The organism is Ponticaulis sp., assembly GCF_029210165.1.
In the GTDB taxonomy this organism is placed as follows: domain Bacteria; phylum Pseudomonadota; class Alphaproteobacteria; order Caulobacterales; family Hyphomonadaceae; genus Ponticaulis.
In genome coordinates, this window is sequence record NZ_JARGNT010000002.1 from 91,956 (window position 1) to 118,607 (window position 26,652).

General features: G+C 53.9%; 28 protein-coding genes and 2 tRNA genes. 22 read left to right on the plus strand and 8 right to left on the minus strand.

The annotated features are described in order from the left end of the window. Positions 1-8 precede the first annotated feature (8 nt). From P1U45_RS12435 to P1U45_RS12445, 3 genes are all read right to left on the minus strand, one after another. A complete protein-coding gene (locus tag P1U45_RS12435; protein WP_301059362.1) occupies positions 9-842 on the minus strand; it encodes a carbon-nitrogen hydrolase family protein in 834 nt (277 codons plus the stop codon). 75 nt (positions 843-917) lie between these two features. Beyond that, a tRNA-Asn gene (locus P1U45_RS12440) sits at positions 918-993 on the minus strand. 266 nt (positions 994-1,259) lie between these two features. Continuing rightward, positions 1,260-1,333 (minus strand) — tRNA-Cys (locus tag P1U45_RS12445). Between the two features lie 171 nt (positions 1,334-1,504). Between P1U45_RS12445 and P1U45_RS12450 the strand changes: the two genes are divergently transcribed. From P1U45_RS12450 to P1U45_RS12475, 6 genes are all read left to right on the plus strand, one after another. After that, on the plus strand, positions 1,505-2,155 hold the full coding sequence (locus P1U45_RS12450) for a protein-L-isoaspartate O-methyltransferase (RefSeq protein WP_301059363.1): 651 nt from the start codon (positions 1,505-1,507) through the stop codon (positions 2,153-2,155). A 66-nt stretch (positions 2,156-2,221) separates the two neighbouring features. Beyond that, the gene (locus tag P1U45_RS12455) at positions 2,222-3,484 is read left to right on the plus strand and encodes a TolC family protein (RefSeq protein ID WP_301059364.1); all 1,263 of its coding nucleotides are present in this window, start codon (positions 2,222-2,224) and stop codon (positions 3,482-3,484) included. A 129-nt stretch (positions 3,485-3,613) separates the two neighbouring features. Further along, positions 3,614-4,174 carry a DUF2497 domain-containing protein gene (locus P1U45_RS12460; protein WP_022695347.1) on the plus strand — a complete coding sequence of 187 codons (561 nt, stop codon included), beginning with the start codon at positions 3,614-3,616 and terminating at the stop codon, positions 4,172-4,174. Between the two features lie 73 nt (positions 4,175-4,247). After that, positions 4,248-7,271, plus strand: a complete 3,024-nt coding sequence (locus P1U45_RS12465) for a valine--tRNA ligase (RefSeq protein WP_301059365.1) — start codon at positions 4,248-4,250, stop codon at positions 7,269-7,271. Positions 7,272-7,313: 42 nt separating this feature from the next. Further along, positions 7,314-8,300 (plus strand): DUF3137 domain-containing protein, encoded by a 987-nt coding sequence (locus P1U45_RS12470; RefSeq protein WP_301059366.1) that lies wholly within the window; start codon positions 7,314-7,316, stop codon positions 8,298-8,300. A 92-nt stretch (positions 8,301-8,392) separates the two neighbouring features. After that, entirely contained in the window at positions 8,393-8,788 is a 396-nt protein-coding gene (locus tag P1U45_RS12475; protein ID WP_301059367.1) for a hypothetical protein, read from the plus strand. On the opposite strand, the gene xth is transcribed toward P1U45_RS12475, so the two are convergent. The 3 genes from xth to erpA all read right to left on the minus strand — a co-directional run bounded on the left by xth (position 8,785) and on the right by erpA (position 10,648). Continuing rightward, the gene (gene xth / locus P1U45_RS12480) at positions 8,785-9,564 is read right to left on the minus strand and encodes an exodeoxyribonuclease III (RefSeq protein ID WP_301059368.1); all 780 of its coding nucleotides are present in this window, start codon (positions 9,562-9,564) and stop codon (positions 8,785-8,787) included. The genes P1U45_RS12475 and xth overlap by 4 nt on opposite strands. A 3-nt stretch (positions 9,565-9,567) precedes the next feature. Beyond that, positions 9,568-10,236 carry a nitroreductase gene (locus P1U45_RS12485; RefSeq protein WP_301059369.1) on the minus strand — a complete coding sequence of 223 codons (669 nt, stop codon included), beginning with the start codon at positions 10,234-10,236 and terminating at the stop codon, positions 9,568-9,570. 79 nt (positions 10,237-10,315) lie between these two features. Next, positions 10,316-10,648, minus strand: coding sequence for an iron-sulfur cluster insertion protein ErpA (gene erpA, locus P1U45_RS12490; protein ID WP_027441700.1), 333 nt, complete (start codon positions 10,646-10,648; stop codon positions 10,316-10,318). A gap of 60 nt (positions 10,649-10,708) precedes the next feature. On the opposite strand from erpA, the gene P1U45_RS12495 reads away from it, so the two are divergent. The 14 genes from P1U45_RS12495 (at position 10,709) to secF (ending at position 22,775) form a co-directional block, all read left to right on the plus strand. Continuing rightward, positions 10,709-11,896: a deoxyguanosinetriphosphate triphosphohydrolase gene (locus tag P1U45_RS12495; RefSeq protein ID WP_301059370.1), complete on the plus strand. Its 1,188-nt coding sequence runs from the start codon at positions 10,709-10,711 to the stop codon at positions 11,894-11,896. Between the two features lie 65 nt (positions 11,897-11,961). Beyond that, positions 11,962-12,828 (plus strand): SPOR domain-containing protein, encoded by an 867-nt coding sequence (locus tag P1U45_RS12500; RefSeq protein ID WP_301059371.1) that lies wholly within the window; start codon positions 11,962-11,964, stop codon positions 12,826-12,828. Between the two features lie 3 nt (positions 12,829-12,831). Beyond that, positions 12,832-13,866, plus strand: a complete 1,035-nt coding sequence (nagZ, locus tag P1U45_RS12505) for a beta-N-acetylhexosaminidase (RefSeq protein ID WP_301059372.1) — start codon at positions 12,832-12,834, stop codon at positions 13,864-13,866. Beyond that, complete coding sequence (locus tag P1U45_RS12510) at positions 13,866-14,705, plus strand: ScpA family protein (protein WP_301059373.1); 840 nt, start codon at positions 13,866-13,868, stop codon at positions 14,703-14,705. Before nagZ ends, P1U45_RS12510 begins: the two co-directional genes overlap by 1 nt. Next, positions 14,698-15,474 (plus strand): SMC-Scp complex subunit ScpB, encoded by a 777-nt coding sequence (scpB, locus tag P1U45_RS12515; protein WP_301059374.1) that lies wholly within the window; start codon positions 14,698-14,700, stop codon positions 15,472-15,474. Before P1U45_RS12510 ends, scpB begins: the two co-directional genes overlap by 8 nt. A gap of 68 nt (positions 15,475-15,542) precedes the next feature. After that, positions 15,543-15,740 (plus strand): twin-arginine translocase TatA/TatE family subunit, encoded by a 198-nt coding sequence (gene tatA / locus P1U45_RS12520; protein ID WP_293607944.1) that lies wholly within the window; start codon positions 15,543-15,545, stop codon positions 15,738-15,740. A gap of 17 nt (positions 15,741-15,757) precedes the next feature. Further along, entirely contained in the window at positions 15,758-16,075 is a 318-nt protein-coding gene (gene tatB, locus P1U45_RS12525) for a Sec-independent protein translocase protein TatB (protein WP_022695360.1), read from the plus strand. Next, entirely contained in the window at positions 16,059-16,889 is an 831-nt protein-coding gene (tatC, locus tag P1U45_RS12530) for a twin-arginine translocase subunit TatC (protein ID WP_293607945.1), read from the plus strand. Before tatB ends, tatC begins: the two co-directional genes overlap by 17 nt. Before the next feature lie 53 nt (positions 16,890-16,942). Further along, entirely contained in the window at positions 16,943-18,262 is a 1,320-nt protein-coding gene (gene serS, locus P1U45_RS12535; RefSeq protein ID WP_301059375.1) for a serine--tRNA ligase, read from the plus strand. Further along, positions 18,262-19,035 (plus strand): 5'/3'-nucleotidase SurE, encoded by a 774-nt coding sequence (gene surE, locus P1U45_RS12540; protein ID WP_301059376.1) that lies wholly within the window; start codon positions 18,262-18,264, stop codon positions 19,033-19,035. The genes serS and surE overlap by 1 nt, the downstream gene beginning before the upstream one ends. An 8-nt stretch (positions 19,036-19,043) precedes the next feature. Beyond that, positions 19,044-19,703, plus strand: a complete 660-nt coding sequence (locus P1U45_RS12545; protein WP_301059377.1) for a protein-L-isoaspartate(D-aspartate) O-methyltransferase — start codon at positions 19,044-19,046, stop codon at positions 19,701-19,703. An 83-nt stretch (positions 19,704-19,786) separates the two neighbouring features. Then, complete coding sequence (gene yajC, locus P1U45_RS12550) at positions 19,787-20,119, plus strand: preprotein translocase subunit YajC (RefSeq protein WP_293607949.1); 333 nt, start codon at positions 19,787-19,789, stop codon at positions 20,117-20,119. Between the two features lie 84 nt (positions 20,120-20,203). Next, positions 20,204-21,742 carry a protein translocase subunit SecD gene (secD, locus tag P1U45_RS12555; RefSeq protein WP_301059378.1) on the plus strand — a complete coding sequence of 513 codons (1,539 nt, stop codon included), beginning with the start codon at positions 20,204-20,206 and terminating at the stop codon, positions 21,740-21,742. Positions 21,743-21,752: 10 nt separating this feature from the next. After that, a complete protein-coding gene (gene secF, locus P1U45_RS12560; protein ID WP_301059379.1) occupies positions 21,753-22,775 on the plus strand; it encodes a protein translocase subunit SecF in 1,023 nt (340 codons plus the stop codon). 75 nt (positions 22,776-22,850) lie between these two features. Here the strand turns inward: secF and P1U45_RS12565 are convergent, their stop codons facing one another. Then, positions 22,851-23,453 carry a superoxide dismutase gene (locus tag P1U45_RS12565; RefSeq protein WP_301059380.1) on the minus strand — a complete coding sequence of 201 codons (603 nt, stop codon included), beginning with the start codon at positions 23,451-23,453 and terminating at the stop codon, positions 22,851-22,853. Between the two features lie 68 nt (positions 23,454-23,521). On the opposite strand from P1U45_RS12565, the gene P1U45_RS12570 reads away from it, so the two are divergent. Continuing rightward, complete coding sequence (locus P1U45_RS12570) at positions 23,522-24,190, plus strand: squalene/phytoene synthase family protein (RefSeq protein ID WP_301059381.1); 669 nt, start codon at positions 23,522-23,524, stop codon at positions 24,188-24,190. 3 nt (positions 24,191-24,193) lie between these two features. Here P1U45_RS12570 and trmFO read toward each other — a convergent pair whose 3' ends face one another. Then, positions 24,194-25,591, minus strand: coding sequence for a methylenetetrahydrofolate--tRNA-(uracil(54)-C(5))-methyltransferase (FADH(2)-oxidizing) TrmFO (trmFO, locus tag P1U45_RS12575; RefSeq protein ID WP_301059382.1), 1,398 nt, complete (start codon positions 25,589-25,591; stop codon positions 24,194-24,196). 229 nt (positions 25,592-25,820) lie between these two features. Here trmFO and P1U45_RS12580 point away from each other — a divergent pair, with 229 nt between their 5' ends. Beyond that, the gene (locus tag P1U45_RS12580) at positions 25,821-26,642 is read left to right on the plus strand and encodes a hypothetical protein (protein ID WP_293607955.1); all 822 of its coding nucleotides are present in this window, start codon (positions 25,821-25,823) and stop codon (positions 26,640-26,642) included. Positions 26,643-26,652: the final 10 nt, after the last annotated feature.

Below are 26,652 nucleotides of genomic sequence, written 5' to 3' on the forward strand. Positions count from 1 at the left end.
TGCGGGGGCTATTTTTTTAAGATCGAAAAGGGCTGCTCTTTGCTGAGTGAGGGAATGCGCCCACGTACGGCTTCGACTTCCGCCGCGTCGATTTCCGCCAGAATCACATCTTCGCCATTCACGGTACTCTCGGCGACGATCTGGCCCCATGGATCAATTACTAGCGAATGCCCGAAAGTCTCACGACCGTCTTCGTGCAGGCCGCTCTGGGCCGGCGCGATAACATAGCTCCCTGTCTCTATGGCGCGCGCACGAAGAAGCGTATGCCAATGGGCTTGGCCCGTGACTTTGGTGAACGCAGCCGGGCAGGTGATAATCTGTGCCCCGTTCTGTGCAAGTTGTCTGTAGAGGTGAGGAAATCGCAGGTCATAGCAAATTGTAAGGCCTAGCGTCGCATGAGGCGTCTCTGCCAGAACTGCTGTTTCACCTGGGCGATACGTGTTCGATTCGCGATAGGTCTGACCGTCGCCGACCTCAACGTCGAACATGTGAATCTTGTCGTAAGTCGCAATCAGCGTGCCGTCGGGGCTGATGAGGCAGGAGCGATTCGCCATCCGCTCATCATTCTCGGCCTTGAAGGCGAGCGACCCAATAAGAAGGGTGACTTTCAGGTTTTTGGCCAGGTCCTGGAATGCCTTTAACAGGGGATCTTCGGATTGCAGGTAGATGGTGGCGCGTCTGTCGCCGGCCTTGATATTCATGCTTCCGGTCATTTCCGGCGTTGCAATGAAGTGAGCGCCAGCGCGGGCCGCTCGCTCGATCAGGCGCGTGGCGCTTTCAAGATTTATCTGCGGATCAATACCCGTCGTCATCTGTACGCAGGCGGCAGTAAAGCGTCCCATAAAGCATCCTCTATAGTCTGGTTGGTGAGACTAAACGTAAGCCGCTTCGGTACAAAGTTTTGTTTTGGGAAGGGCTGGCTCCGCGAGTAGGACTCGAACCTACGACCGGGCGATTAACAGTCGCCTGCTCTACCAACTGAGCTATCGCGGAACAGCGAGAGGGCCGATATAGCCATCTGAAGTTCTGACGTCAAACGCCAATTTCACTTTTTTTACAAAAAAAAAGGCGGGAGCGAACTCCCGCCGAGGCGTTGGGTGATGGTGGGGTGTCTTCAAAGGAGAAGACAGTATTTAATTCCCACGATTCTCTTAACGAGACGTAAATGGAATAAGGCGGTTCTGTGCCTATTCGTTTGCTATCATGTTAGGAAATGTCTCAAAAACAGGGCGCATAAGGCGTAAAACGTTAATGCGCTCTGGAGGCCCCGCCCGGAATCGAACCGGGGTACACGGATTTGCAATCCGCTGCGTCACCACTCCGCCACAGGGCCTCGGAGCAAGGGTGTCTAAATGCTCAAGTCAGACACAAACGTCAATGGATAATGCGTGATCAGGTGCATTTTTTATTGCACGCGGTTGGTGATTGGCAAACCTTGGTGCTGTAAGCTTGTTCCGTGTAAAAGCTGTGGTAAGAGCTTCACTATCAGACAGAGGTGAGTCCCGTGGATTTGAATATTGCCCGCCGCAAAATGATCGATTCCCAAATCCGTCCGAATGACGTGACGGATGAGCGCGTCATTCAGGCGTTTGAAAAGGTCCAGAAGGAAAACTTCGTTCCGGGCGCTATCAGCGAGCTGGCCTATTCGGAAGCGGAACTTGAAACTGTGGAGGGCCGCAAGCTCTGGCTCGCACGCGATCTCTCAAAGATGCTGCAAGCTCTGGAAGTGAAATCTGACGATCTTGTTCTTGTTGTCGGTGCGGCCGAAGGATACGCCTCTGCGCTGCTCAATGAGCTCGCGGACACCGTTATTGCTCTCGAAGAGAACGAAGAGGTTGTTGAGAAATCATCAGACCGGGTCGTGTCTCTGGAGCTTGACCGTATCGCATTTGTAAAAGGTAGCCTGAAAGACGGATATCCGAGCGAAGGTCCTTATGACGTTATATTCGTGAACGGAATGGTTGAGTATGTGCCAGATGCATGGCTCGATCAATTGTCTGTTGGCGGGCGTCTTGGTGTGGTCATTGGTGATGAGCGTAATGGCCAGGCTCGCGTGTACAAAAAGTCTGCCAAAGCGGTGTCTTATTATTCTGAATTCGAATGCGTTCCGCCTAAACTTCCTGAGATCGTTCAGGAGAAGGGCTTCGTATTCTAATTTAGTGAACACTGTTCACTTTTTGCGTTTTGTATGAGACATCTCTGTTTCAGAGGAGTCTCGGCCATGCGCTATTCAAGCATTTTCCTAGGTGTCGCTGGTTTGGCGATCGTCCAGTCTGCGCACGCGCAGACAGTTCAGGATACGATGCAGCAAGCAATTCAGTATCATCCTGCCATTGAAGCGGCAGAGATTGATATTGAGCTGGCATCAGAAGCGCTAATTTCTGCGAGAGCCGCGCGGTCCATTCAGATTTCGGCCGGGGTTACGTCCCAGCTACAGTCCCAATCGACAGATCGGGCTTTCGGAATTGATATTGGCGAAACCTGGGTCAATCAGGCGAGCGTGGAAGCGTCTGTGCCATTGTTCACTTCCGGTGAGATACCTGCTGGAATTGCTCAGGCGGAGCATGCTTTGGACGCAGCGCGATATGCACTGGGCGCACGCCGACAGGATGTTCTGGCATCTGCCGTCGAGGCGCATCTTAATGTCGATTTTGCGCGGCGTGAGGTTCGTATACGGGAGCGAAACCTCGACAGGCTTCGTCGCCAGTTTGAGGCTGCCGGTGATCGTTTCGAAGCGGGTGTCGTGACACGTACCGATGTATCCCTTGCTGAGGCGCGCCTGAGAGGGGCCGAGGCGGAATTATCGGCTGCCGGGGCGGCTCTATCCGCCGCATGGGCGCAGTATTGCCGTTTGACGGGGCAGGGCGAGGGAACGCTTGCTCCAGTAACGCAGAGCGATCTGAATGAGCTTCCCTCCTCACTAACTGAAGCTTTGGAAATCCTGCGCTTGCAGAACCCCACTCTGAGCCGGTTTAGCGCACTTGAGCAGCTTGCGGGCGCAGCAGTTCAGGTTGCGGAAAGCCAGAGAGGTGTTCGTGTTGAAGCGTTTGGTAGCGCTGCGCTGCAAACTGGCACATGGGATAATGATTTTAATGACAGTAATGCGGTGCTCGGTGCGCGGGCTCGTATTCCGCTCTACACGGGAGGGCGCCTCGAATCTGCGGTTCGACAAGCAAATCTGAACCGGCAGCAAATCCGCTATCAGAGCGAAGATACGCGTTTAAGCCTGACTGCTGCGCTTTCAGAGGTCTGGGCAGCTCATATAGCTGCGCAGTCCGGTGTGGTTGCGGCCACGCAAGAGATTGAGGCGAATCGCACGGCGCTTGAAGGTGCTGAAATCGAAGTGAGTGTCGGCCTGCGTACGACGTTGGATTTGCTGGATCAGGAACAACAGCTCCTCGAATCAGAATTGCGGCTCGCCGACGCTGAGCGCAGCGTTTATGTGACAGCCAGCCGGATTCTCGCCCTATTGGGGAGTTTGTAGCGCGGAGTTAAGGCATCTTAACGATCCGTTATCCAAAGCAGAAAATATTTGTGTGCTGACGCAGGGGTATTCTTTAATTATATTCCGTGTTCTTGTGAGTTTTTAACCCGATTGATTGGGACAAGGAAAATGGCAGCGGACGAAGCCCAAAACGAACCGACGATGGAAGAGATTCTCGCGTCGATCCGGAAAATCATCTCCGAGGATGATGAACCTGAGCAGGAATCTGCTGTTGAAGAGTCTGCTGGCGACGACGTTCTCGAACTCGATATGGAAGCGGAAATGGAACCAGAGCCAATGATGGCCGAGGAACCAGAGCCGGAACCGGAACCGGAGATCGAGTTTGAAGAACCGGTTATGGAAGAACCGGAGCCGGATTTCGAAGACGACGATATTGTTGCCGTAGAAGAACCTGAGCCAATGCCAGAACCTGCGCCGGCACCGCGCTTCACTGCGCCGCCAGCGGATGATGGTGACGCGCTACTGGAAGACGAAGTCGCGGGCAAAGCCGCGGGCGCGCTCGGTCAGCTTATGGGTAGCATGGCAATCGGCAATGGCGCGACGCTCGAATCTATCGTGCGTGAGCTGCTTCGCCCGATGCTGAAAGAATGGCTGAACGAGAACCTTCCGGGGATCGTCGAAGCAAAAGTTGAAGAAGAAGTGAAGCGCATCAGCCGAATGGCGCGTTAAACTCGTCTCTGCATCTCGATTTATCAGAACGGGCGCGCTAGGAGACTGGCGCGCTTTTCTTTATGTGGACCAAATGATCGACCAACATTTCAACCCGACCGAGTCTGAACAACGAATCTATAAACGGTGGGAAGAGGCCAATGCCTTCGCGCCGGACATGGACAGCAGTGCTCAGCCATACTGTATCGTTATCCCTCCGCCGAACGTCACGGGCGTTCTGCATATGGGGCACGCGCTGAACCACACGCTGCAGGACGTGCTCATCCGGTTCGAGCGTATGCGTGGCAAAAAGGTTCTCTGGCAGCCTGGTACAGACCATGCGGGCATCGCGACTCAGATGGTTGTCGAGCGCAAGCTGGCTGCTGAAGGCAACCAGGACCGCCGTTCAATGGGGCGTGAAGGCTTCATCGAAAAAGTCTGGGAATGGAAGGAAGAATCCGGCGGTAAAATCCTTGAACAGGATAAACGTCTCGGATCGTCTTGCGACTGGTCACGCGAGCGCTTCACCATGGACGAAGGACTTTCCAAGGCTGTCCTGAAGACTTTCCTCGATCTCTATAATGACGGTCTCATTTATCGCGATAAACGCCTCGTAAACTGGGACCCGCAGTTCCAGACGGCGATTTCTGACCTTGAGGTCGAGAACAAAGAAGTCGACGGCCATATGTGGCACTTCAAATACCCGTTGGCGGGTGGTGCGACATACACATATGTCGAGAAGGACGAAGAAGGAAACGTCATCCTCGAAGAAGAACGCGACTATATTTCCATTGCGACGACACGTCCTGAAACAATGCTGGGCGACGGCGCGGTTGCTGTGCATCCGAGCGATGAGCGCTACGCATCGATTGTTGGCAAACTCTGCGAAATTCCGGTCGGACCAAAAGAGCATCGCCGCCTCGTGCCGATTATCACCGACGAGTATCCTGATCCTGAGTTCGGGTCTGGCGCGGTGAAGATTACCGGCGCGCATGATTTCAATGACTATGGCGTCGCCAAACGTAATGGCATTCCTCTGTATGCGCTGCTCGACGAAGTCGCCGCCATGCGTAAGGACGGCCTGTCCTACGCCGAGTCTGCAGCGAAGGCTCAGGAACGTTCGGATATTTGGATCAAGATGTTCGAGGAAGGCGATTCCCGCTTCCATTCTCCAGCGGGCAAAGACTCAGCCGGCGATGTTTCCGAGATCAATCTGGTTCCTGAGGAATATCGAGGACTGGATCGTTATGAGTGCCGTAAGCTGGTCGTTGAGACGATTACCGCTGAAGGTCTAGCTGTGATGATTGATGGCGGCGAGGGCGGTCAAAAGCCTCTCGTTGAGAACAAGAAAATCATGCAGCCATTCGGCGACCGTTCCGGCGTCGTCATCGAGCCGATGCTGACCGACCAGTGGTATGTGGATGCCAAAACGCTCGCGCAACCAGCTATTGAAGCTGTTCGCAGCGGTAAGACTGACTTTGTTCCGGAGAACTGGTCAAAGACGTACTTCCAGTGGCTGGATAACATTGAGCCATGGTGTATTTCCCGTCAGCTTTGGTGGGGACACCGTATTCCGGCTTGGTACACCGCTGATGGCGAGATCTTTGTCGCGGAGAATGAAGAGGCTGCTTATGCAGCTGCCCGCGCAAAGCATGGCGCTGATGTTACGCTGACGCAGGATGAAGACGTTCTCGATACGTGGTTTTCCTCTGCGCTGTGGCCGTTTTCGACCCTCGGCTGGCCGGACAAGACACCTGAGGTCTCAGAATTCTATCCGGGCGCTGTTTTGATCACTGGCTTTGACATCATCTTCTTCTGGGTTGCCCGCATGATGATGTTTGGCCTCAAATTCATGGACGAGGTCCCATTCAAAGACGTCTATATCCACGCGCTCGTCCTTGATGAGACGGGTAAGAAGATGTCGAAATCCGAGGGTAACGTGCTCGATCCGATCGACATCATCGATGGCTGCGACTTGCAGGTTCTTGTCGACAAACGTCTGCGCGATGCGCGCACAGACGATAAGGGTAAGTTGAACCAGATCGAACAAAAGACACGTCGACAGTTCCCTGAAGGTCTTCCGGCCTGCGGAACGGATGCCCTTCGGTTCACGCTAGCATCTCAGGCTGCACAAGGGCGCGATATTCGTCTCTCAATCGACCGTATTGTCGGGTATCGGAACTTTGGCACGAAGCTCTGGAACGCCGCGCGTTTCTGCCAGATGAACGAATGCACGCTCTGGAAGCCGGAGGAGTTCGATCCGAAAGCACTTACTCAGCCGATTAACCGCTGGATTGTCAGCGAGCTGTCTCAGGCAGTTCAGTCGGTCACGGCCAGCCTTGAAGGGTATCGCTTCAATGATGCATCTATGGCGTGCTATCGGTTCATCTGGAACACGTTCTGCGACTGGTATGTCGAGCTGATCAAGCCGCTTCTGAATGGCGAAAACGAACAGGCGAAATCCGAGACCCGCCAGACGGCTGCGTGGGTGCTGGATGAAACGCTGAAAATGCTGCACCCATTCATGCCGTTTGTAACCGAAGAACTCTGGGATCAGCTTGCCGAATTCGGCCCGGGGCGCCCTGGCTTCCTGATGCTTCAAAATTGGCCTGCTCTGGACGCGTCGTTCGAGGATGAAGCGGCGTCGGAAGAAGTCGACTGGGTCATCGGTTTTATCACTGAAATCCGGGCTCTGCGCGGCGACCTCAATGTTCCAGCTGGCGCAAAGCTGAAGCTGGCACTTGTTGATGCTGGCCAAGAGATTGTTCAGCGTGCGCGTTCTTATGCGCCACTGATTGAACGTCTTGCGCGTCTTGAGAATTTTGCGTTTGCGGCAGAAGTGCCTGACGGCGCAGTTCAGTTCGTCCACAGAGGCACGCGTGCAGCGCTTGTTGTGAGCGATGCTCTGGATATTGAGGCTGAAAAGGCGCGTCTTACGAAAGAGCTTTCCAAAATCGACGGCGAGATCACCAAGATCGAGAAGAAGCTCGGGAATGAGAATTTCATCTCAAAAGCCCCTGTTGAGGTGATTGACGAACAAAAGTCCCGTCTCGCAGAATATGTCGAGAAGAAAGACAAGCTTTCCGGCGCACTGAAAAGCTTTGAAGATATGGCCTGATCTGTCAGGTCATATCGTCATACATCTATTGGGGACGTAGACATGACGAATTCGGACGCACAGCAGGATGTGTTGAGAGCGCGACTGGCAGAACTGCCTGAAGACTTCGCGTATTTTGCCGATGTGTATGAGAGTGATCTGCGACCGGTTCTGGAGGCGCGTGAGGCGGAGCGGAAATATGCTCTGGATAGCGCGAAAAAGAACAGCGTTATCGGTATCGCGATTGCGGCGATCGCTGCTGTGATTGGCTTCGGCGTCATCAAGGTCGGAGCCGTCGGCATTATTGGCATCATTATCGGATTTATCGTGGCCGGTTGGGGCTATCCGAAGGTCAATGAGATTGCCAAACAGACGAAAGAATTTCTGATCACGCCAATCGCAGAGCGTCTTGGTCTTTCCTACAATTCGGGTGCGTCGCTCAAAGCTGAAGCGCTGCTTATTCAGTCGCGTGAACTGAAAGTCGTGCCCGGCTGGGACCGCAAAGAAGTCAGCGATGAGTTTGTTGGTGAGCGGAATGGAGTTCCGTTTGAATTCTTTGAGGCGCATCTCGAAGAAAAGAGAACGACCCGTACCTCTAACGGCAGGACGCAGACAACATGGGTCACCGTGTTCCGTGGCCAATGCTGGATAATCGAAGCCCCAAAAACGTTTCACGGAACAACCCGCGTGTCTCGCGATTCAGGCTGGTTCAATGCGCTCGGCGCAATCGGAAATCAGTTCTCACGCGCGAAACTGGAAGACCCCGTCTTCGAAAAAGCGTTTGAGGTGTACACCACCGATCAGGTGGAATCCCGATATCTGCTCACACCTGATGTGATGGAAACATTCCTCGAGTTGGAGCGGCAATTCAAAGGCGGTAAATTTCGGGCTACTTTCGACGGTAACCGCATTTATGCTGCGATTGAAGGCGGTGATCTTTTCGAGGGCGGCGGCATGTTCAGCCGGATCGACGACCCTGAGCGCGTTGGTGACCTTTTGACAGACATCGCGACCGTTTTTCACCTCGTTGATGTCCTCGGCAAGAAATAGTCACAAAATCGGTTGATTTTCTCTGTCTAACAGAAGCTGAAGCGCTTATTCAGCCTCTGGTCATTTTAGATGTGCCAGTTTGGCGTTCGAGAATGAAAGGTAGATTTATGCGTTCAGTTCTGAAAATCACAGCTATGTCTCTGGCGTCTATGGCTCTTGCTCAATCGGCGTTTGCCATGAGTGCGCGTGAGTGCCGTGTTGAACAGCGGGAACTTGCTGAGACGGTTCAGGCGCTTCAGGCTGCTCAAGCAGAGCTTGTAGCACTTGGCGAGCAGGCAGAAACTGCTGGTGATGAGTATGTCGCGGCGCAGGAGGTTTCCAGCCTGTCATCTGATCACGCAGCTGAAGCAACGCGCCTTGAGGCTGAATTCGACGCTCTGCGCGGTGAAGTAGCGGCGAAGAACGCCAGCCTTGCAGCTCAAGCTGCAGAATTCACTTCAGCAAGGACTGCATTCCAATCAAACTGCGCGACCTATTTGTCTAACTAGTCGCGAAACGTTCCCACAACAGGCACGTGGTCTGATGGTTTTTCCAGACCGCGTGCTGTTTTGTAGATTTCAATTTTCTCAATACGGTCAGAGGCTTCCGGGCTGATCAGAAGGTGATCGATACGGATGCCGTGATCCTTCTGCCAGGCGCCGCGCTGATAGTCCCAGAACGTGTATGCGTGGCTTTTGCCTTCAAGCGTGTCGAAGGCTTCTGTATAGCCCAGCCATTGTATCTTCTGAAATTCCGCTCGAGACTCAGGTTGTGCCAGAGCATCATCCTTCCAGACATTCGGATCCCAGCAATCTTCGTCAGAAGGAATGACGTTATAATCGCCCGCCAGTACGACAGCTTCTTCATAGCTCAAAAGCTCTTTGGCGCGATTTCTCAGGTGCTCCATCCAGCGGAGTTTGTAATCGAATTTCTCGCCGGGAAACGGGTTCCCGTTCGGCAGGTAGATGGACGCCACACGCATCGGGTTATCGCCGCCTGTCAGAACTTCAATATAACGGGCCTGGTCGTCGTCTTCATTGCCTGGAAGACCGCGCTGCACGTCTTCGATTTGTGTGCGGGAAAGAATTGCGACGCCATTATAGCTCTTCTGGCCGTGCGCTTCGATCTGATAACCGAGCTCTTCCATTTCCATATACGGAAATGCATCGGTCTCACATTTGATTTCCTGCAGACAGACGACGTCGCAGTCGATGTCTTTCAGAACCTGAATAACGGTTGGCAGGCGCGCTTTGATGGAATTGACGTTCCATGTCGCAATTTTCATTGGTCAGTCCCGGAATTCGGCGAACTCACTGAGTGCGGCTCGGGCTGAGCGCATCTGATTCGCAGGGTTATCCCAGTCAGGATAGCCAAGCGCCATGCCGCAATAAAGCATTTCAGTCTCGCCAAGGCCCAAATGTTCTTTGAGGGTAGGGCGCAGAATGCCCCAGCACTCCTGCATACATGTGCCGAGGCCCATTTCTGTCGCCAGCAGCGCGATAGATTGCATGAACATGCCCGTATGCGCCCACTGTCCATGGCCCATACGTTCGTCAATTACGATCATCAAAGCAACTGGCGCACCGAAGAACTGGAAATTGTTCGCAAACCAACCGAGGCGAGCGGCTTTGTCTTCACGGGGGATGCCGAGAGCACCGTACAGGTCTTCGCCGACCTGAAAGCGTCGTGAGCGGTGCGGTTCCCAGAGGTCTTCCGGATAAATTGGGCGGTCAGTTGGCTCGCCCATTGGGCTTTTGGACAGTTTTTCCTGTGCGACGCGAATGAGATCGTTCTTTGACTGTCCGGTGAGGGCGATCACCCGCCATGGCTGGAGGTTGCCGCCCGACGGTGCGCGTTGCGCAGTTGTGAGAAGTGTTTCCAGCGTCTCCCGCGAGACAGGCTTGTCGAGAAAGCCTCGGACTGAAAGGCGTTTGTCGAGTGCTTCAGCAACAGTCATTTATTCGCTCCCATAATTATCTGAGAGCTAGTGTTCCGCGTGGATTGCAGCTTGGCAACGGTGTCGCCACGTCACCCGTCTAAATGGAGAAGCTTGTTCCGCAGCCGCAATTGGCTGTGGCATTCGGATTGTGGATTTTAAAGCTTGCGCCGATCAGCTCGTCCACAAAATCGATTTCGGACCCCTCGAGAAATGGGAGGCTGACAGAATCGATTGCGACTTTCGCACCATCACGTTCAATCACGAGATCTTCAGTCTCAATTGTGCGGCCGAAATCGAATTTGTACGAGAAGCCAGAGCAGCCGCCACCTTCAACGGACACCCGAAGGAAATCGGCGTCGCCGTTTTCTGAAAGAATCGCGTTAATGCGCTTGGCAGCGCTGGAAGAGAGAGTGACGGGAGTGTCCATCATTTTGTCCTTTTGTCCGGCGATATACAGATAATCACGATTTCCGTAACGAAAAGGCAAACCATGACAGGATCTCTGATTTCACCGCGTGTAGATTATGCGAGTGACCCTGCCAGAAGTCGAGGCCGGTTTCAGATTGAGCCTGAATCGCGCAACAGAACGCCTTTTCAGCGTGATCGTGACCGGATCATTCATGCGAGTGCTTTTCGACGCCTTAAAATGAAGACGCAGGTCTTCGTGGCGCATGAGGGTGATCATTTCCGCACGCGTCTGACGCACTCTCTGGAGGTTGCTCAGATTGCCCGATCTGCTGCCCGCACGCTGGGCCTGGACGAAGACCTGGCAGAAGCGCTCGCGCTTGCGCACGATCTGGGGCACCCGCCATTCGGGCATGCTGGTGAAGATCAACTCGATGAATGCATGGAAGCGTTTGGCGGTTTTGATCACAACGCCCAGACTCTGCGCGTCGTGACACGTCTGGAGCAGCGTTATCCGACCTTTGATGGTTTGAACCTGACGTTTGAAACACTCGAAGGGTTGATCAAGCATAACGGCCCTGTCCTCAAAAACGGAAAGCGAATGCAGGATCTCCCGCAGGCCTTTCTCGATTTTGAGCATCTGGAGCAACTCGATCTGGATACCTATGCGGGCCCTGAGGCACAGGTTGCAGCGCTGTCCGACGATATTGCTTACAACAATCACGACATTGATGATGGCCTGTCAGCCGGCTTGTTCACGATCGAGGATATTAAGGACGTTCCGCTCGTCGGGCGTATCTTCCATCAGGTGCAGAAAGACTATCCGCTGCTTGATCGCCAGCGCATCATTGCAGAAGCTGTACGCCGTTTGATTGGTGTCTGGATTGATGATCTCACGGCCGAGACAAGCCGACGCGCCAAGCGGCTCAATCCAAAATCAGTCGAAGCTGTGCGCAATCTTAAAGAGCCGCTCGTCGCTTTTTCAGAAAAACTGGATGCCGAGCAGAAAGAGCTACGTCGCTTTTTGATGGAGCGCATGTACCGGCATTACAAGGTGAACAGAAAGCGCAGTCAGGCGAAGCGTATTTTGAAGGAGCTTTTCGGGCTATTTCTTTCAGAGCCTGACACATTACCGCCACCTTGGAATGAGACAGCTCAGCAGATGACGAAGGATGCACGCGCCCGTGTGGTGTGTGATTACATCGCGGGCATGACAGATAATTACGCGATTGATGAGCACCGAAGACTCTTCAATCTGGATGCGATGATCTGAGTTATCGTTAGCGCACCGTTAACAAAACTTATAATATTCTTAATGCGAGTAGAAGGATTCGCGTTATGGCCGATGATTACGAAGCCGAAACTGGGCCTCGAGAGCGTTCGACATATTCCGCTTTTGGAGACGAGTATAAAGGGTTTGATGCCCGTGAGGATGATGGTGGTGGCAAGGGGCCGTTGATCGTGATTCTTGCGGCTGGCGTCGTTCTTGTCTTCGGTGCTGTGGTCTGGAATGCGTATCGTCAGGGCATTCGTACAAATCCGAATGATGCGCCGATCTTTGCCGCCGATGATGACCCTTACAAAACCCGCATGGAGGAGGAAGGCGATGATGGCGTGTCTGAAGCCAATATGCGCCTGTTTGACTCCATCGATAACAATGATCGCTCGTCCGACGCTGAAGTAACCGAAGTGTCAGGTTCGCCGCCGGATGGAGAGCCACGAGAGCTTCGTCCGGGTGCCGCGCGCACGGGATCAACGACCCAGCCTTCAACTTCGACTGCGACACCTCCGTCCAACACCGCTCCGGTGAGAGAAGAGCCTCGGGCTGCGTCTCATGAGCCGACTTCAACTACGACACCAACAGCTACGCCAACGCCAACTGTTGTGCCACCACGTCCATTGCCGCCGGTAACGAATGACGTGCCTGACAGCTCCAATTCAGTGTTCGATGCTAATGGCAATTATCTGGTTCAGGTTATGGCACTCCGGGATCGTTCTGACGCAGAGACCGCGTGGGCACAGCTGCGCGAAGCGCATTCCGATCTGTTTGCGGGCGCTGTCATGGACATTCAGCGCGCAGATCTTGGGTCGCGCGGTATTTTCTATCGACTTCGTGTTGCGGCTTTCGCGACGCGCGATGATGCTGACCAATTCTGCAATGCGCTTCAGACCCGCAACCAGTCCTGTATTGTGATTACGAGATAATCGATGAAAGCGTGTATCCTCAGCGTATCCGGCCCTGTCCTGACCAACGAAGAGAAGGCTCTTCTGAGCGATACTCAGCCATGGGCTATCATTTTGATGGGCCGCAGCTGTGTCAGCAAAACTCAGGTCAAGAAACTGGTCGATGATATCTGGGGTGCGCTCGGAAGGGCTTGCCTCATCTTTATCGATCAGGAAGGCGGACGCGTTGCACGTCTCAAGGCACCCGAATGGCCAGTTTTTCCGCCAGCTGCGCGCTATGGTGCAATCTATCAGAAAGACGCGCAAAAAGGGCTGGAAGCGACACGTATCGGCCATACGCTGATGGGGCTTGAGCTCTCCAGTCTTGGCATCCATGCGGACTGTTCCCCGTGCGTAGATCTTCCTGTGCCTGGCGCACATGATATTATTGGCGATCGCGCCTTCGGTCTTGAGCCGGTCCAGGCTGGACAGCTTGGGGCCGCTGCGTTGCAAGGTCTCCGTGATGCTGGCGTTGCTGGCGTGATCAAGCACATTCCGGGGCATGGGCGGTCTAAAGCCGACAGCCATGAAGAGCTTCCGGTGGTTTCTGAAGGTGCGAATGAGCTGGCCAAAGACTTTGCGGCATTCGAAATGGTGAATGACGCGCCAATGGCGATGACAGCGCACATTCTATATCCGGCGTTTGATGCAAACGAGCCAGCGACCACTTCATCCACAATTATTTCAGACGTCATTCGCGGGCGGATTGGCTTTGATGGTCTGCTCATGAGCGATGATCTGGGCATGAAAGCCCTCGGCGGACCGCTGAGTGAACGCGCGCAACGCGCTGTAAATGCTGGATGTGATGTTGTTCTGCACTGCTCAGGGTTTGAAAAAGACCCGCAGGTGATTTTGGCAGAGATGACGGAAGTCGCACATGCGGCACCTGAACTTCAAAATAAAGCTCTCTCTCGCGCTAAGAGGGCAGAATCAGATAGCACTAAACAGAAAGATGTAGATGTGCTCGCGCTGAAAGAGCAATTCGACGCTCTGATGACGGAGACAGAAACGGTGAGCTGATGGCGGCAGACGGACTAGTGACGGGAAGCGGATCGCTGGATTCCTCGGACTTTGATTTCGATCAGGCAGATGCCTTTCTGGTCGATGTCGATGGTTTTGAAGGGCCGCTCCACCTGTTGCTTGGCCTCGCCCGTAAGCAGAAGGTGGATCTGCGTAAGGTCTCGGTTCTTGAGCTTGCCGAACAATATCTCGCTTTTGTGACCGACGCCCGTGAGAAGCGGATCGACCTTGCTGCCGATTATCTGCTCATGGCGTCCTGGCTCGCTTTCCTGAAGTCCCGGCTGCTTTTGCCAAAACCTGAAAAGCAAGCTGACGATGAAGTCAGCGCTGATGATCTGGCATCACGTCTCGCGTTCCGTCTGCAGCGGCTGGAAGCCATGCGCGACGCTGGCGAGGCGCTTATGAATGGCGATCTCCTCAACAGGGATGTATTCCCGCGAGGTCTGCCCGAGCGGCCCGTCGTTGTTAAACGGGCGCAGTACAATACCCGCCTGATTGATCTCATGGCGGCGTTTGCAAAAATTCAGACCCGACAATCCCGAGAGAAACCGCATGAGGTGGTGAAGCAGTATGTTCTGCCGCTCGAAGAAGCGCGTAAGACCATAGTGCGGGTGTTGCCGACAATGGGTGACCGCTGGGCGAGCCTTAATGAAGTCGCGCACACGGGCGGTCGATCTGAAGAAGACCATGCTCCGAGTAAGTCCCGCCTTGCGAGCCTTTTCGCCGCGTCGCTCGATCTCACAAAGGCTAAACGGATCGATTTGCGGCAGGATTCTTACAGCGAGCCTGTGATGGTTCGTTATATGGAAGATGCTGACGCGGAGGCAGAGAATGCCTAAGTCGGAAGCTGAACGGCTCGAAGACATTCGCTCTGCCGTAAAGCAGATGAGCTTCGCCTATAAAGGGCAGGAGCGCAAAGCTGTAGAAACTGAAGCCCGCTCCACGCCGTATCTGGAAACCGAGGCAGAGGCATTGCGTCGCGCAGAAGCTGTTCTGTTCGCTGCGGGTGAGCCTCTGACGGCCGATGAGGTTGCTGCCTCCATGCCTTCGGGTGTCGATGCGTCTGAAATCCTGATGACCCTTCAGGAAGCCTACATGAAACGCGGTGTGAACCTCGTTGAAGTCGGCGGGAAATGGCGCTTCCAGACTGCGCGGGATTTGAGTTTTCTTTTCACTGAATATCGCGACGAAGATCGCAAGCTTTCATCAGCAGCGCTTGAGACGCTCGCAATCATCGCTTATTGTCAGCCCGTTACCCGTGCCGAGATTGAAGATGTGCGCGGCGTAGCCGTCTCCAAAGGGACGCTCGATATCCTGCTTGAATGTGGATGGGTGCGCCTTCGTGGTCGACGTCGCACACCAGGGCGTCCGGTAACGTATGGAACTACGGATGCATTCCTTGAGCATTTCGGGCTCGAGAACCTCGATACGCTGCCAGGCAAATCAGAGTTTCAGGCGGCTGGACTGCTGGATAGTGCGCTGCCGGTTGGCTTTGAAATGCCACGTCCGACCGATGAAGATAATCTGGATGATGGTGACGCGATTTCTGTCGATGATGAAGAAAACGCAGAATTCCACACCGATTTTCTTGCAGACGATGACAATTAGGTCCAATGACGTGCATTGTCCTAACGGCACTTCCTGTCTATTTTAAGCAGGAGTAAGGGAGAATTACTATGGCCCCAAGTTGGATGCAGCTCTTGATTGTCGCTGCAGTAGCTCTGCTGCTGTTCGGCGGTCGCGGAAAAATTTCTGCAATCATGGGTGATATGGCGAAAGGCATCAAAAGCTTTCGTTCTGGCCTTAAAGATGACGACGACGAAGATGCGTCTCCGGATGCAATCAACGTAACTCCGGAAAAAGACAAAGCGTAAGCGCGCTTTGATCTGCAATGCTTCCACAGTTCGGTCTATCTGAATTTCTGCTTATCGGCATTATCGCCTTGATTGTTGTCGGTCCAAAAGACCTGCCGCTTATGATGCGGCGTATTGGTCAATGGGTCGGGCAAGCCAAGCGTATGGCGAACGAGTTCCGCGGCGCCTTTGATGATATCGCGCGTCAGGCGGAGCTCGACGAGTTGCGACAGGAAATCGAAGCGCTGAAGAAAAATAATCAGCTGGAGCAGGCCGTGACCGACCTGCAGGATGCTGAGCGGGATATCAATTCCTCCGTCATGAGCAGTGAGACCTCTGGTGAACGACAAGCCTGATAAGAGCGCCGCTCAAGCTGACGACGACGTCGAAAATTCCAGCGCACCGCTTCTTGAACATCTGAAAGAACTTCGCACGCGCCTTATCTGGGCGATGGTGGCGCTGGCAGGTGCTGGGATACTCTGCTTTGTCTTTGCAGAGCCGATCTATAATTTTCTACTGTCTCCGCTGGTGCGTGAAGCCCAGTTTGAACGCGGCGATGCCGACTTCCGTCTGATCTATACCGGTCCGTTGGAGGTGTTTTTCGCGCAACTGAAATTGTCACTGTTCTCTGGCCTGTTTCTGGCGTTCCCGTTCATCGCCTGGCAGCTCTATGCCTTTGTTGCCCCGGGCTTGTACAAGAATGAACGTGGCGCGTTTCTCCCGTTCCTCGTGGCGGCCCCGTTACTGTTCACGATTGGCGCACTGTTTGTTTATTTCATCATGCTGCCGCTCGTCTCGCGTTTTGCCCTGAGCTTTCAACAGATGGGAGGCGAGGGCATTGCGGCTATCGAATCGCAAATTCGGGTTTCAGAGTATCTGTCCCTCGTAATGGCGCTGATGCTCGCGTTTGGCCTGTCATTCCAGCTTCCTGTTATTGTGAGTCTGCTGGGCAAAGCCGATCTCGTGTCATCAGATACGCTCAAAAGCGGACGCAAATATGCGGTTGTCGGCATCCTTGCCTTTGCAGCCTTTTTCACACCGCCTGATATCATCTCTCAGGTGATGCTGGCTGTGCCAGTGGCCATTCTTTATGAGATCTCGATCTGGTGTGTGGTACTGATTGAGCGTGCGCGTGATCGTGAAGAGGAAGAACGCAACGCAGCCCAGTAGACCTGAGCTGCGCATGGCGTTAAGCAATCTCCCAATTCAACAGGGCAGATTCCATGCACGATATCCGTTTTATTCGCGATAACCCGACGGCTTTTGATGATGCGATGGCGCGCCGCTATTTTGCAGCGCCTGACGACGCATCCAGCTGGTCAGAAAAAATCCTGAAGCTCGATGCTGACGTGCGCGCTGCAGTCGCGCAAAAGCAGGAAGCCGAGCAAATTCGTAACCAGTCTTCTAAGCTGATCGGTAAAGCTAAAGCGACTGGCGATGAGGCCGAAGCTCAACGCCTTATGGCTGCGGTTGCTGATGCCAAGGCTACGATTGAAAAAGCGGGTGCCGCGGAAGAAGACGCGCAGAATGTCCGAGATGGCATTCTCATGTCTCTACCGAACCTGCCGTATGAAGATGTTCCGCTTGGTGAGGGCGAAGAGCAGAACGAAGAAGTGCGTCGCTGGGGCGAACCGACCAAGCTGTCATTTGAACCAAAGTCTCACGACGTCGTTGGCGAAAATCTGAAAGCGGGCGCGGCTGGCGCGCAGATGGATTTCGAAGCCGCTGTCGCGATGTCCGGTTCGCGTTTTGTAGCGCTGAAAGGACCGATGGCAAAACTGGAGCGCGCGCTTGCGGCATTCATGCTCGACCTTCAGACAGAGACGAATGGCTATACTGAGGTTAGCCCGCCATTGCTGGTGCAGGACCGCGCACTTGTGGGCACAGGACAGTTGCCAAAGTTTGGCGAAGACCTCTTCTTGACCACTGCGGGTCACTATCTGATCCCGACAGCTGAGGTCTCGCTGACAAACCTCGTACGCGAAACGATTATGGCGGAAGATCAACTGCCGCTTCGTATGACCGCACACACGCCGTGTTTCCGCTCTGAAGCCGGCAGTGCCGGCCGTGATACAAAAGGCATGATCCGTCTTCACCAGTTCAACAAGGTTGAGTTGGTGTCTGTTACGATGCCTGAAGACAGCGATGCTGAACTCGAGCGCATGACAGGCTGTGCTGAAGCGGTTCTGCAAAAACTTGAGCTTCCGTATCGCGTGATGAAGCTGTCGACCGGCGATATGGGATTTGGCGCGCGTCGTACTTATGACCTTGAAGTCTGGCTCCCGAGCCAGGACACGTACCGGGAAATCTCGTCCTGCTCTACGTGCGGTGACTTCCAGGCGCGCCGTATGGATGCGAAGTTCAAACGGAAAGACGCAAAGAAGCCGGAGTTTGTTCATACGCTCAACGGGTCTGGTCTCGCGGTCGGTCGCACACTGGTAGCGGTGATTGAGAATTATCAGAACGAAGATGGCAGCATCACCGTACCTGAGGTTCTGCGCCCATATCTTCGTGGTCTCGAGAAGATTGAGTCCGTTTCGTAATGCGTATTCTTCTAACGAACGATGACGGCATTCACGCTGAAGGCCTGGAAGTGCTTGAGGATATCGCCCGAACCGTTTCGGACGATATCTGGATCATTGCGCCAGAGGTGGAACAATCCGGCAAGTCGCGCGCAATGACGCTTACCGATCCGATTCGCGTTCGAAATCTTGACGACAAGACGTTCGCGGTTCGTGGCACCCCTACCGACTGTGTTTTGCTAGGCTTGCTCGAGCTGATGGGCGATCAGAAGCCTGATCTGATCCTTTCAGGCGTCAACCGCGGGCAAAACATCGCTGAGGATACGAGCTATTCTGGTACAATTGCTGCTGCCATGTGTGGTATGCAGCATGGCGTGAGATCTATCGCCTTTAGTCAGTCGCGTGGCTTCCAGGCTCCGGGCTCTCTGCCATGGGAAACCGCTCGTCATTGGGGCAGTGAGGTTCTCGAGCGACTCGTGGATATGACATGGGCTGACAATGTCGTGGTGAATGTGAATTTCCCTGACCGTGCACCAGATGCTGTTACGGGCGTTGAGGTTACCCGTCAGGGATTCCGTGACGAAAATATCGTCCATGCCGAGCAGCGGCTCGACTTGCGCGGCGATAGCTATTTCTGGATCGGCTATCGGGGTAAGCTGTCAGATCCAGCTGATGGAACCGATCTCAAGGCGATTTACGAGGGCAGGGTGTCCATCACGCCTTTGCATGTAGACCTGACCCATGAAAACACCCTACAGTCTTTCAGGGCGGAACTGGGTGATATCGGGAAGTAGTGACGAGAGTGTCTGAGGCTGAGCACGATCCATTTCGCAAAATGCGACTGATACTCGAGCTTCGTCGTTCGGGTATCACCGATAACGATTTGCTCAATGCCATCGAAAAGCTTCCTCGGGAACAATTCGTTGATCCCGAGTTCGAAGAATATGCCTATGACGATGTCGCACTACCGATTGCCTGTGGCCAGACAATTTCCCGTCCTTCCGACGTGGCGACGATTATTTACTCGCTTGAATTGGGAAAGGACCGGTCCTGCACGATTCTGGAGATCGGCACGGGCAGTGGCTATCTGACAGCTTTGATGTCTCGTCTGGCGCGCCGAATCAATACGGTTGATCGATACAGAACGCTCGTCGAATCTGCGAAGCAGCGGTTTGACAAACTCGGGCTTACGAACATCATCTCGCAATGTAGCGATGGTGCGCTTGGCTGGCCGGCATCTGCGCCGTTTGATCGTGTCGTCGCGACGTGCGCGCTGGAGGAAGTTCCGCAAGTCTGGCTCGACCAGCTAAAGGCGGGCGGCATGCTGATCATGCCTGTGGGGACAAACGAAGATCAGCGTCTCATGCAATATCGCAAGGACAAATCGGGCAGGATTTCTTCTGACGCGGTTGGTCTTTCGAACTTTCTTCACCTCGTGGAGGGCGCCGCCAAGGAATTATAGAGGTGGCGATTACCTCTTGTTTGCAAAATGCGGGGCGCCCAAGTATAGCCTCGCGTCTGATGTAACTCTTAATGGACCGTCTAATGACCGATTCACTTATTCTATTCGCGCAAGCAGCTGATGGCGCTGGCAACATCCTTACGGGCCTCGTGCTTCCGTTTGGTGCCATGGCCGCAATCATGTACTTCCTGCTGATCCGTCCGCAGCAGCAACAACGCAAGAAACATCAGGAAATGCTCAGCAACCTGAAAAAGAACGACCGCGTTGTGACGTCTGGCGGCCTCGTCGGTAAAATTGTCAAAATCAACGACAGCGAAGTCGTTCTGAACCTCGGTTCGACTGAAGTGACTGTTCTGCGTCAGATGGTTATCGACGTACGCGATAAGAGCGCTGCAGACACACCTGCAAACGACTAAGATACAGGTTTTCCAATGTTACAATTCCCACCCTGGAAGGTCGCACTGATCCTCTTTGTGTCGGTTTTCGGAGCACTGTTTGCTTTGCCAAACGTTCTCAATGAAGACCAGCGCGAGAGCATTCCGAGTTTCCTGCCTTCTTCGCCAGCTAACCTTGGTCTGGACCTTCGGGGCGGGGTATCGCTGCTCTTGTCTGTTGATGCCGAGCAATCGGTCACAAAGCAGCTGAATGATCTGTTGCGTGAGGCGCGTGCAAAACTTCAGACAACGCGCGGAGATAACCGTATTTCCTATACGGCTCTGCGCGTGGAAGATGACGCTGTGCGTTTCCGTCTGCGCGACAACTCAATGTCCGATCGCGCAATCGCGCTCATGCGTGAAATGAACCAGCCTATCGGGGGGCCGCTTGGCGCACCGAGTATCGAGGTCTCGCAGGCCGGTAATGGCGAGATCGAGATCAGTTTCACGCCGCAGCGTGTGGAAGAAATTATGGCGGAAGCAACCCGCCAGACTGTTTCCAAACTCGGTCCGCGTCTTGACCCTGACGGCCTCGGTGAATTTCTCGTCCAGCCCTCAGGTGAGTCAGATATCATAGTTGAAGCGCCGGGTGAGAGTGATCCGGAACGCCTAATTCGGCTGATCGAACAGCCGGGCGTCCTGACCTTCAATCTCGTTGTCGAAGACCAGAATGCACTGAGCGAAGCGCTTCGTACAGGTCAGCCGCGCGTGGGCAATATCATCAGACAATCCGTCACTGGAGAAACTCTGCTTCTCGAGGCGGATCCGATTATTGAAGGCGATATGGTTCGCAGTTCAAGTCAGGGTTTCCACCCTGAGAATAACTTGCCGGTTGTGAACTTTACTTTCAACTCCACCGGTGCACAGCTGTTTGGTCAGGCGACGTCTCAAAATCGTAATCGACGTTTCGCTATTCTTCTGGATGACGTTGTGCAGTCCGCTCCCCGTATTAATAGACCGATCTTGGGAGGATCGGGCTTTATCGAAGGTTCTTTCACCGTCGAATCCGCCCGCGAACTTGCAACAGTCATTCAGGCGGGTGCTCTTCCTGCGCAGGTGAATGTTGAGAGTGTACGTGTGGTTGGTCCGACGCTTGGTCAGGACTCGATTGAAGCAGGTGCACTTGCCTCCATCATCGGCCTCATCCTCGTTGCGATCTTCATGCTCATTGCGTACGGCCTGTTCGGCATCTTTGCCGTTGGGTCGCTGATCGTGAACATTCTTCTGATCTTTGGTGCGCTTTCCGGTCTCGGCGCGACGCTGACCCTTCCGGGCATTGCAGGCATCATTCTGACGATTGGTATGGCGGTCGATGCGAACGTTCTGGTGTTCGAGCGTATTCGTGAGGAATCCCGAAACGGACGAAAGCCTATCTCTGCGATTGAGTCAGGGTATCAGCAGGCTCTGTCTACGATCCTCGACGCAAACATTACGACGCTTCTCGCTGCCTCGGTCCTCTACACGCTGGGCTCTGGCCCTGTGAAAGGCTTCGCGGTGACGCTTGCGATCGGTATTTTCACGTCTGTCTTTACGGCTTTCGTTCTGACACGCTGGTTCTCTGTGATCTGGCTTCGTGCAACACGCCCAACCAAGCTGCCGATGTAGGAGACCTGACATGCTTATGAAACGTCTTCCGATTGAGGGTAAAGTCGACTTTATGTCGGTTCGAATGTTCGCATTCGCTTTGTCTGCTGTAGCGCTGGCTGCATCGGTTATTCTTATCCCTATGAAGGGCCTGAACTTTGGTATCGACTTCGCGGGCGGTATGCTCGTGGAAATCACAAAGCCGGAAGGTGCGGAGATCGAAGATATCCGCGCGCTGGCAAACGAGCTTGAGCTCAAGGCGCCGAATATTACTGAGGCGAGCGGCACCGGTGCCAACGCTGAGGAAACATTCGTGATCCGAGCTGCACTTCCTGATGAGGATGAAGTGGCTGCAGACGCAGACACAAATGCTGATGAATCTGCTGCGACTGATCAGGAAATTGACGAGGCTCAGCGTTTTATCGACGCTCTAGAGGCCGCCTATCCGCACAGTGACGTTGAAGAACGCGACTGGGAAATCCTGCGCCGTGATAGCGTTGGCCCACGCGTATCAAATGAGCTGCTGCAAGCCGGCATCACGGCTCTCGCTGTCTCTCTCATCTTCATGCTGGCTTACATCTGGTTCCGCTTCCAGATTGCGTTCTCAGTAGGTGCGGTTATGGCCCTGCTGCACGACGTTATTCTGACTGTGGGGGTGTTCTCGCTTCTGCAGATCGATTTCGATCTGACGACGATTGCCGCGCTTCTGACGATTATCGGTTACTCGATGAACGACACGGTTGTTGTGTATGACCGCGTTCGCGAAGAGCTGCGAAAATACAAGAAGATGCCGCTCAAGGATGTTATCAATCTGTCTCTGAACAAGACCTTGTCCAGAACGTTGCTGACATCCGGCACGACGCTTCTGGCGTTGATCTCGATCTACGTGCTTGGCGGTGAGGTTCTTCGCGGCTTCTCGTTCGCTCTGATCTGGGGTGTCGTTATCGGTACGTATTCTTCGATCTTTATCGCTTCAGCGCTTCTTCTTCACACCGGTCTTACCCGTGATCCGGAAAAGCTGCAGAGCGCGGACGAGATTTTCTCCAAGTCCTGATAGGGCTGATGAGTTGATAAATAAAAACCCCGCCAGGCAACTGGCGGGGTTTTGTTTTAAAGCTGCGTGTCAGACTTACGCGTCAGCGAGGTTCTGGTTTGCAAAGTCCCAGTTCACGAGTTCGCTGAGGAATATCTCAATGTATGCAGGGCGCGCATTCTGGAAGTCCAGATAGTAAGCGTGTTCCCAGACGTCCATTGTAAGAAGCGGCGTAACACCGTCTTCTGTCAGTGGAGTTTCCGCGTTTGGTGTTTTGCGAACTTCGAGTTTGCCGTTGGCAAGCACCAGCCATGCCCAGCCTGAACCGAACTGTGTTGCGCCTGCTGTCGCGAAAGACTCTTTGAATGCGTCGTAAGAGCCAAAGTCACGATCAATGAGTTCAGCGATCTTACCAGTAGGAGCGCCGCCACCAGCGGGCTTCATGGAGTGCCAGTAGAATGTGTGGTTCCAGACCTGAGCCGCGTTGTTGAAGACGCCAGCTTTAGAGGCATCACCTGCCGCGTCCTGAATCACTTCTTCCAGAGAAGCGTCAGCAAGCGGACCACCTTCAACGAGCTTGTTGAGGTTCGTGACGTAAGCCTGATGGTGCTTCCCGTAGTGGAAGTTCAGAGTTTCCTCTGAAATATGTGGCGCGAGTGCACCACGGTCGTATGGAAGGCTTGGAAGGTCGAAAGCCATGTTTAACTCCTCTTCTATTAACCGAGTTGGTGTGTCAGAAATGACTCAATTGGGATATTGTGATCGTCATGCCTGAGACCAAGCGTAAAAGTCCAGATTTCTTCAAAAGTTTGAATTCTTTTGCCCGACATAGTCACCAAACGATCTGGTTGGCGACCGGGTTCCTTGAATCTGGGCAACGTCAGCGGTCTTTGATGATTCTTTGTCTGGATGGAGAGTTTCATCGCATCGCGACGACGATCAGCGAGGCGATGGTTGCGCAGATCAGGTTGCAGTGGTGGCGCGACGAAATTGAAAATATTTTGGCCGGGAAAGAGACGCAGCAAACCGATCCAGCTCTGTCGCTCGAAGGGCTGCTCCTGGATCACAGAGTGGATCCCCAGCGCATTCTGGATCTCATCAATGCGTATGATGACGTCATTGCGGGCGACGAGCCCGACTATGGCGGAGCGCTTTTCCGGCTGTTGATGGATATCGCTGACACGGAAGAGACCAGATGCGCCAATTTATTGGGCCGCTATTTTCAGACGGCCAATGCCGGCGCGCCAGACCGTCAAAGCCTGGATGGGCTTAAACAGTGTTTGCAGGAAAAAAATGACGCCCGCTGGCCGTGGATGTGCTTGTTGGAATTTGCAGCAGATTGGCAGAGCAAAGCTGAAGCTCACGCTCTGGTTCGGCGTTGGCGTTATTGGAAGGCGTTCCTCGCGGGTGAGAAACGCCTTCTCAGAAAATTGTAACGGCTATGACGTCGCCATAAACTGTCGGGCCCAGTTATCGATATCCAAGAGCGCACGCTTTGCCATTTCGCGCTTTTTCGCGCGGCCTTTTTCTTTGCCGCGCAGGCGCTTCCCGTTCTCATCCTTATTCGGAACGGTTTCGGGAGCAGGGAACAGGCCGAAATTGACATTCATAGGCTGGAACGTCCCACCTGCTACAAGGTGACCGCCGGTAATATGGCCAAGCAGAGCACCCAGCGCCGTTGTTTCAGGTGGCGGTGTCATGTCCATGCCAAGGCGTTCGTATGCCGCGAAGCGTCCCGCAAGAAGGCCCATAGCAGCGCTCTCAACATAGCCTTCCACACCGGTAACCTGACCCGCAAAGCGGAGGCGCGGCATTTTCTTCAGGCGCAGCTGATTGTCGATCAACTTGGGTGAATTGATGAAGGTGTTGCGGTGAATGCCGCCGAGACGAGAGAAGACAGCATTCTCGAGGCCCGGGATCATTCTGAAGATGTCGGTTTGCGCGCCATACTTCAGCTTGGTCTGGAACCCCACCATGTTCCATAGCGTACCGAGCGCGTTGTCCTGCCGGAGCTGGACAACCGCATGGGCTTTGACATCCGGTTTGTGTGCATTGGTGAGGCCGATTGGTTTCATTGGTCCATATCGAAGCGTTTCACGACCGCGTTCCGCCATCACCTCGATAGGAAGACATCCTTCGAAATATGGGGTGTCTTTCTCCCAGTCTTTGAATTCGGTCTTTTCGCCATCGAGGAGGGCGTCGATGAAGGCGTTGTACTGGTCTTCATCCATTGGGCAGTTGATGTAGGCTGCGGTGTCGCCGTGAGGACCCGGTTTGTCATAGCGGGACTGTCGCCATGCGATATCCATATTCACGGAATCGACCTGCACAATTGGCGCAATCGCGTCGAAGAATGCCAGGTCTTCCTCACCCGTTACGCCGCCAATCGCGTTCGCCAGCGCTTCGGAGGTGAGCGGACCAGTTGCAATGATGACCGACGACCAGTCTTCTGGAGGAATGCCGCCAATTTCTTCGCGGACAATTGTGATGTTCGGATGCGCTTCCAGTTTAGCTGTAACTGCGGCGGAGAACCCATCGCGATCTACAGCAAGAGCAGAGCCCGCTGGCACCTGATGGTCAGCTGCTGTCGAAATGATGATGCCGTTCAGACGACGCATTTCCTCATGCAGAACGCCTACGGCATTCGTCTCGTGGTCGTCTGAGCGAAAAGAGTTGGAACATACAAGTTCTGCAAGATGGTCGGTCTTGTGCGCGTGAGTGCCTTTGACGCCCCGCATCTCGTGCAGAATTACAGGAACGCCGAGATTGGCAGCTTGCCATGCGGCTTCAGAGCCGGCCATGCCGCCACCGATGATATGAATAGGTTCTTTGGTCATGTCGCTAAATTGTGGAAGAGGTTGATCAGGTCAACCATGGAATTGCGGGAAACGATATCGTTCGTAACAAATGTCATGGCATGATTGAGCCGAATATGGCGCGATTTCAATTGAATTCTATCCGCTTCTGTCCCAATTGAATGGTGCTTTTAAAACGCAGGAGACCGAAGTGGCGGAAAACAGCCAATTGCCGATTGTTGGAGCAGCGACATACAGCTGGAGATTTGCAATGGGCGCATTTCTGACGACGCTTCCTGCCTATATGGTGCGCGCAATTGTAACCGGTGCGGTATCGGCTGCGGCAGTGTCGGGAATGGCTGGAGGTGTTTTACCTCTCGATTTTCTTGGACAGGTTCTGGCGCTTCTGGTGACGGTTAGTTGCCTCGCCATGACTATCCGTCTTGCCATGACGGGTGAAATGAAGGGCCTGACCGGCCTGAAGTTCGACATGGAAGAAACGCGATTGCTTTTCGCGAACCTGATTTTCATCGCGGTTGCATTTTTTCTCGCATTTGTTGCCATTATTCTCGCAAGCATTGTCATGGGTATATTGATCGCCATGCTTGTTCCCGATCTCGAAGCAATCGCTCAGAACCAGCGCGCGGCCGAAGCGTTTCTGGCGGACTTTTTCGTCACTCCCGCAGGCATTGTGATTATGATTCTGATGTTCCTGATGGTCGGGTTTCCTCTGCTTTATATCTCAGCGAGGCTGGTGAATTTCCCCGCCGCAACAATTGCGCGTCAGAAGATGATGATCTTTGAGACATGGGATTGGACGAAAGATCAGGTGTGGCGTGTGATCGGTGCAATTGTGCTTGCAATGGCGCCCGTCGTGCTGATTTCGTTTTTGGGCGTGTGGGTCGCTGGCGCTTTGACCGGTTTACCGGTGCTTGGCGATGCGGGTACTTTGGCAACCATTTCACCGTTTGCGGCATTTGCATTCGGTGTGATCACCGGCCTGTTTAGTATCCCATCACAGCTCGTAGGTGCGGCGCTCGCTGTGTTTATGTATCGCGGATTTGAGCCGGACCGCAGAACAGAACAGTTCTGAGCGGTCCGAC

Excerpts from the sequence above, each read along its gene's own strand:
- P1U45_RS12435 (WP_301059362.1), bottom strand. The coding sequence starts at position 842 with ATGGGACGCTTTACTGCCGCCTGCGTACAGATGACGACGGGTATTGAT.
- P1U45_RS12455 (WP_301059364.1), top strand. The coding sequence starts at position 2,222 with ATGCGCTATTCAAGCATTTTCCTAGGTGTCGCTGGTTTGGCGATCGTC.
- P1U45_RS12460 (WP_022695347.1), top strand. The coding sequence starts at position 3,614 with ATGGCAGCGGACGAAGCCCAAAACGAACCGACGATGGAAGAGATTCTC.
- P1U45_RS12465 (WP_301059365.1), top strand. The coding sequence starts at position 4,248 with ATGATCGACCAACATTTCAACCCGACCGAGTCTGAACAACGAATCTAT.
- P1U45_RS12470 (WP_301059366.1), top strand. The coding sequence starts at position 7,314 with ATGACGAATTCGGACGCACAGCAGGATGTGTTGAGAGCGCGACTGGCA.
- P1U45_RS12475 (WP_301059367.1), top strand. The coding sequence starts at position 8,393 with ATGAAAGGTAGATTTATGCGTTCAGTTCTGAAAATCACAGCTATGTCT.
- xth (WP_301059368.1), bottom strand. The coding sequence starts at position 9,564 with ATGAAAATTGCGACATGGAACGTCAATTCCATCAAAGCGCGCCTGCCA.
- P1U45_RS12485 (WP_301059369.1), bottom strand. The coding sequence starts at position 10,236 with ATGACTGTTGCTGAAGCACTCGACAAACGCCTTTCAGTCCGAGGCTTT.
- erpA (WP_027441700.1), bottom strand. The coding sequence starts at position 10,648 with ATGATGGACACTCCCGTCACTCTCTCTTCCAGCGCTGCCAAGCGCATT.
- P1U45_RS12495 (WP_301059370.1), top strand. The coding sequence starts at position 10,709 with ATGACAGGATCTCTGATTTCACCGCGTGTAGATTATGCGAGTGACCCT.
- P1U45_RS12500 (WP_301059371.1), top strand. The coding sequence starts at position 11,962 with ATGGCCGATGATTACGAAGCCGAAACTGGGCCTCGAGAGCGTTCGACA.
- nagZ (WP_301059372.1), top strand. The coding sequence starts at position 12,832 with ATGAAAGCGTGTATCCTCAGCGTATCCGGCCCTGTCCTGACCAACGAA.
- P1U45_RS12510 (WP_301059373.1), top strand. The coding sequence starts at position 13,866 with ATGGCGGCAGACGGACTAGTGACGGGAAGCGGATCGCTGGATTCCTCG.
- scpB (WP_301059374.1), top strand. The coding sequence starts at position 14,698 with ATGCCTAAGTCGGAAGCTGAACGGCTCGAAGACATTCGCTCTGCCGTA.
- tatA (WP_293607944.1), top strand. The coding sequence starts at position 15,543 with ATGGCCCCAAGTTGGATGCAGCTCTTGATTGTCGCTGCAGTAGCTCTG.
- tatB (WP_022695360.1), top strand. The coding sequence starts at position 15,758 with ATGCTTCCACAGTTCGGTCTATCTGAATTTCTGCTTATCGGCATTATC.
- serS (WP_301059375.1), top strand. The coding sequence starts at position 16,943 with ATGCACGATATCCGTTTTATTCGCGATAACCCGACGGCTTTTGATGAT.
- surE (WP_301059376.1), top strand. The coding sequence starts at position 18,262 with ATGCGTATTCTTCTAACGAACGATGACGGCATTCACGCTGAAGGCCTG.
- yajC (WP_293607949.1), top strand. The coding sequence starts at position 19,787 with ATGACCGATTCACTTATTCTATTCGCGCAAGCAGCTGATGGCGCTGGC.
- secF (WP_301059379.1), top strand. The coding sequence starts at position 21,753 with ATGCTTATGAAACGTCTTCCGATTGAGGGTAAAGTCGACTTTATGTCG.
- P1U45_RS12565 (WP_301059380.1), bottom strand. The coding sequence starts at position 23,453 with ATGGCTTTCGACCTTCCAAGCCTTCCATACGACCGTGGTGCACTCGCG.
- P1U45_RS12570 (WP_301059381.1), top strand. The coding sequence starts at position 23,522 with ATGCCTGAGACCAAGCGTAAAAGTCCAGATTTCTTCAAAAGTTTGAAT.
- trmFO (WP_301059382.1), bottom strand. The coding sequence starts at position 25,591 with ATGACCAAAGAACCTATTCATATCATCGGTGGCGGCATGGCCGGCTCT.
- P1U45_RS12580 (WP_293607955.1), top strand. The coding sequence starts at position 25,821 with ATGGGCGCATTTCTGACGACGCTTCCTGCCTATATGGTGCGCGCAATT.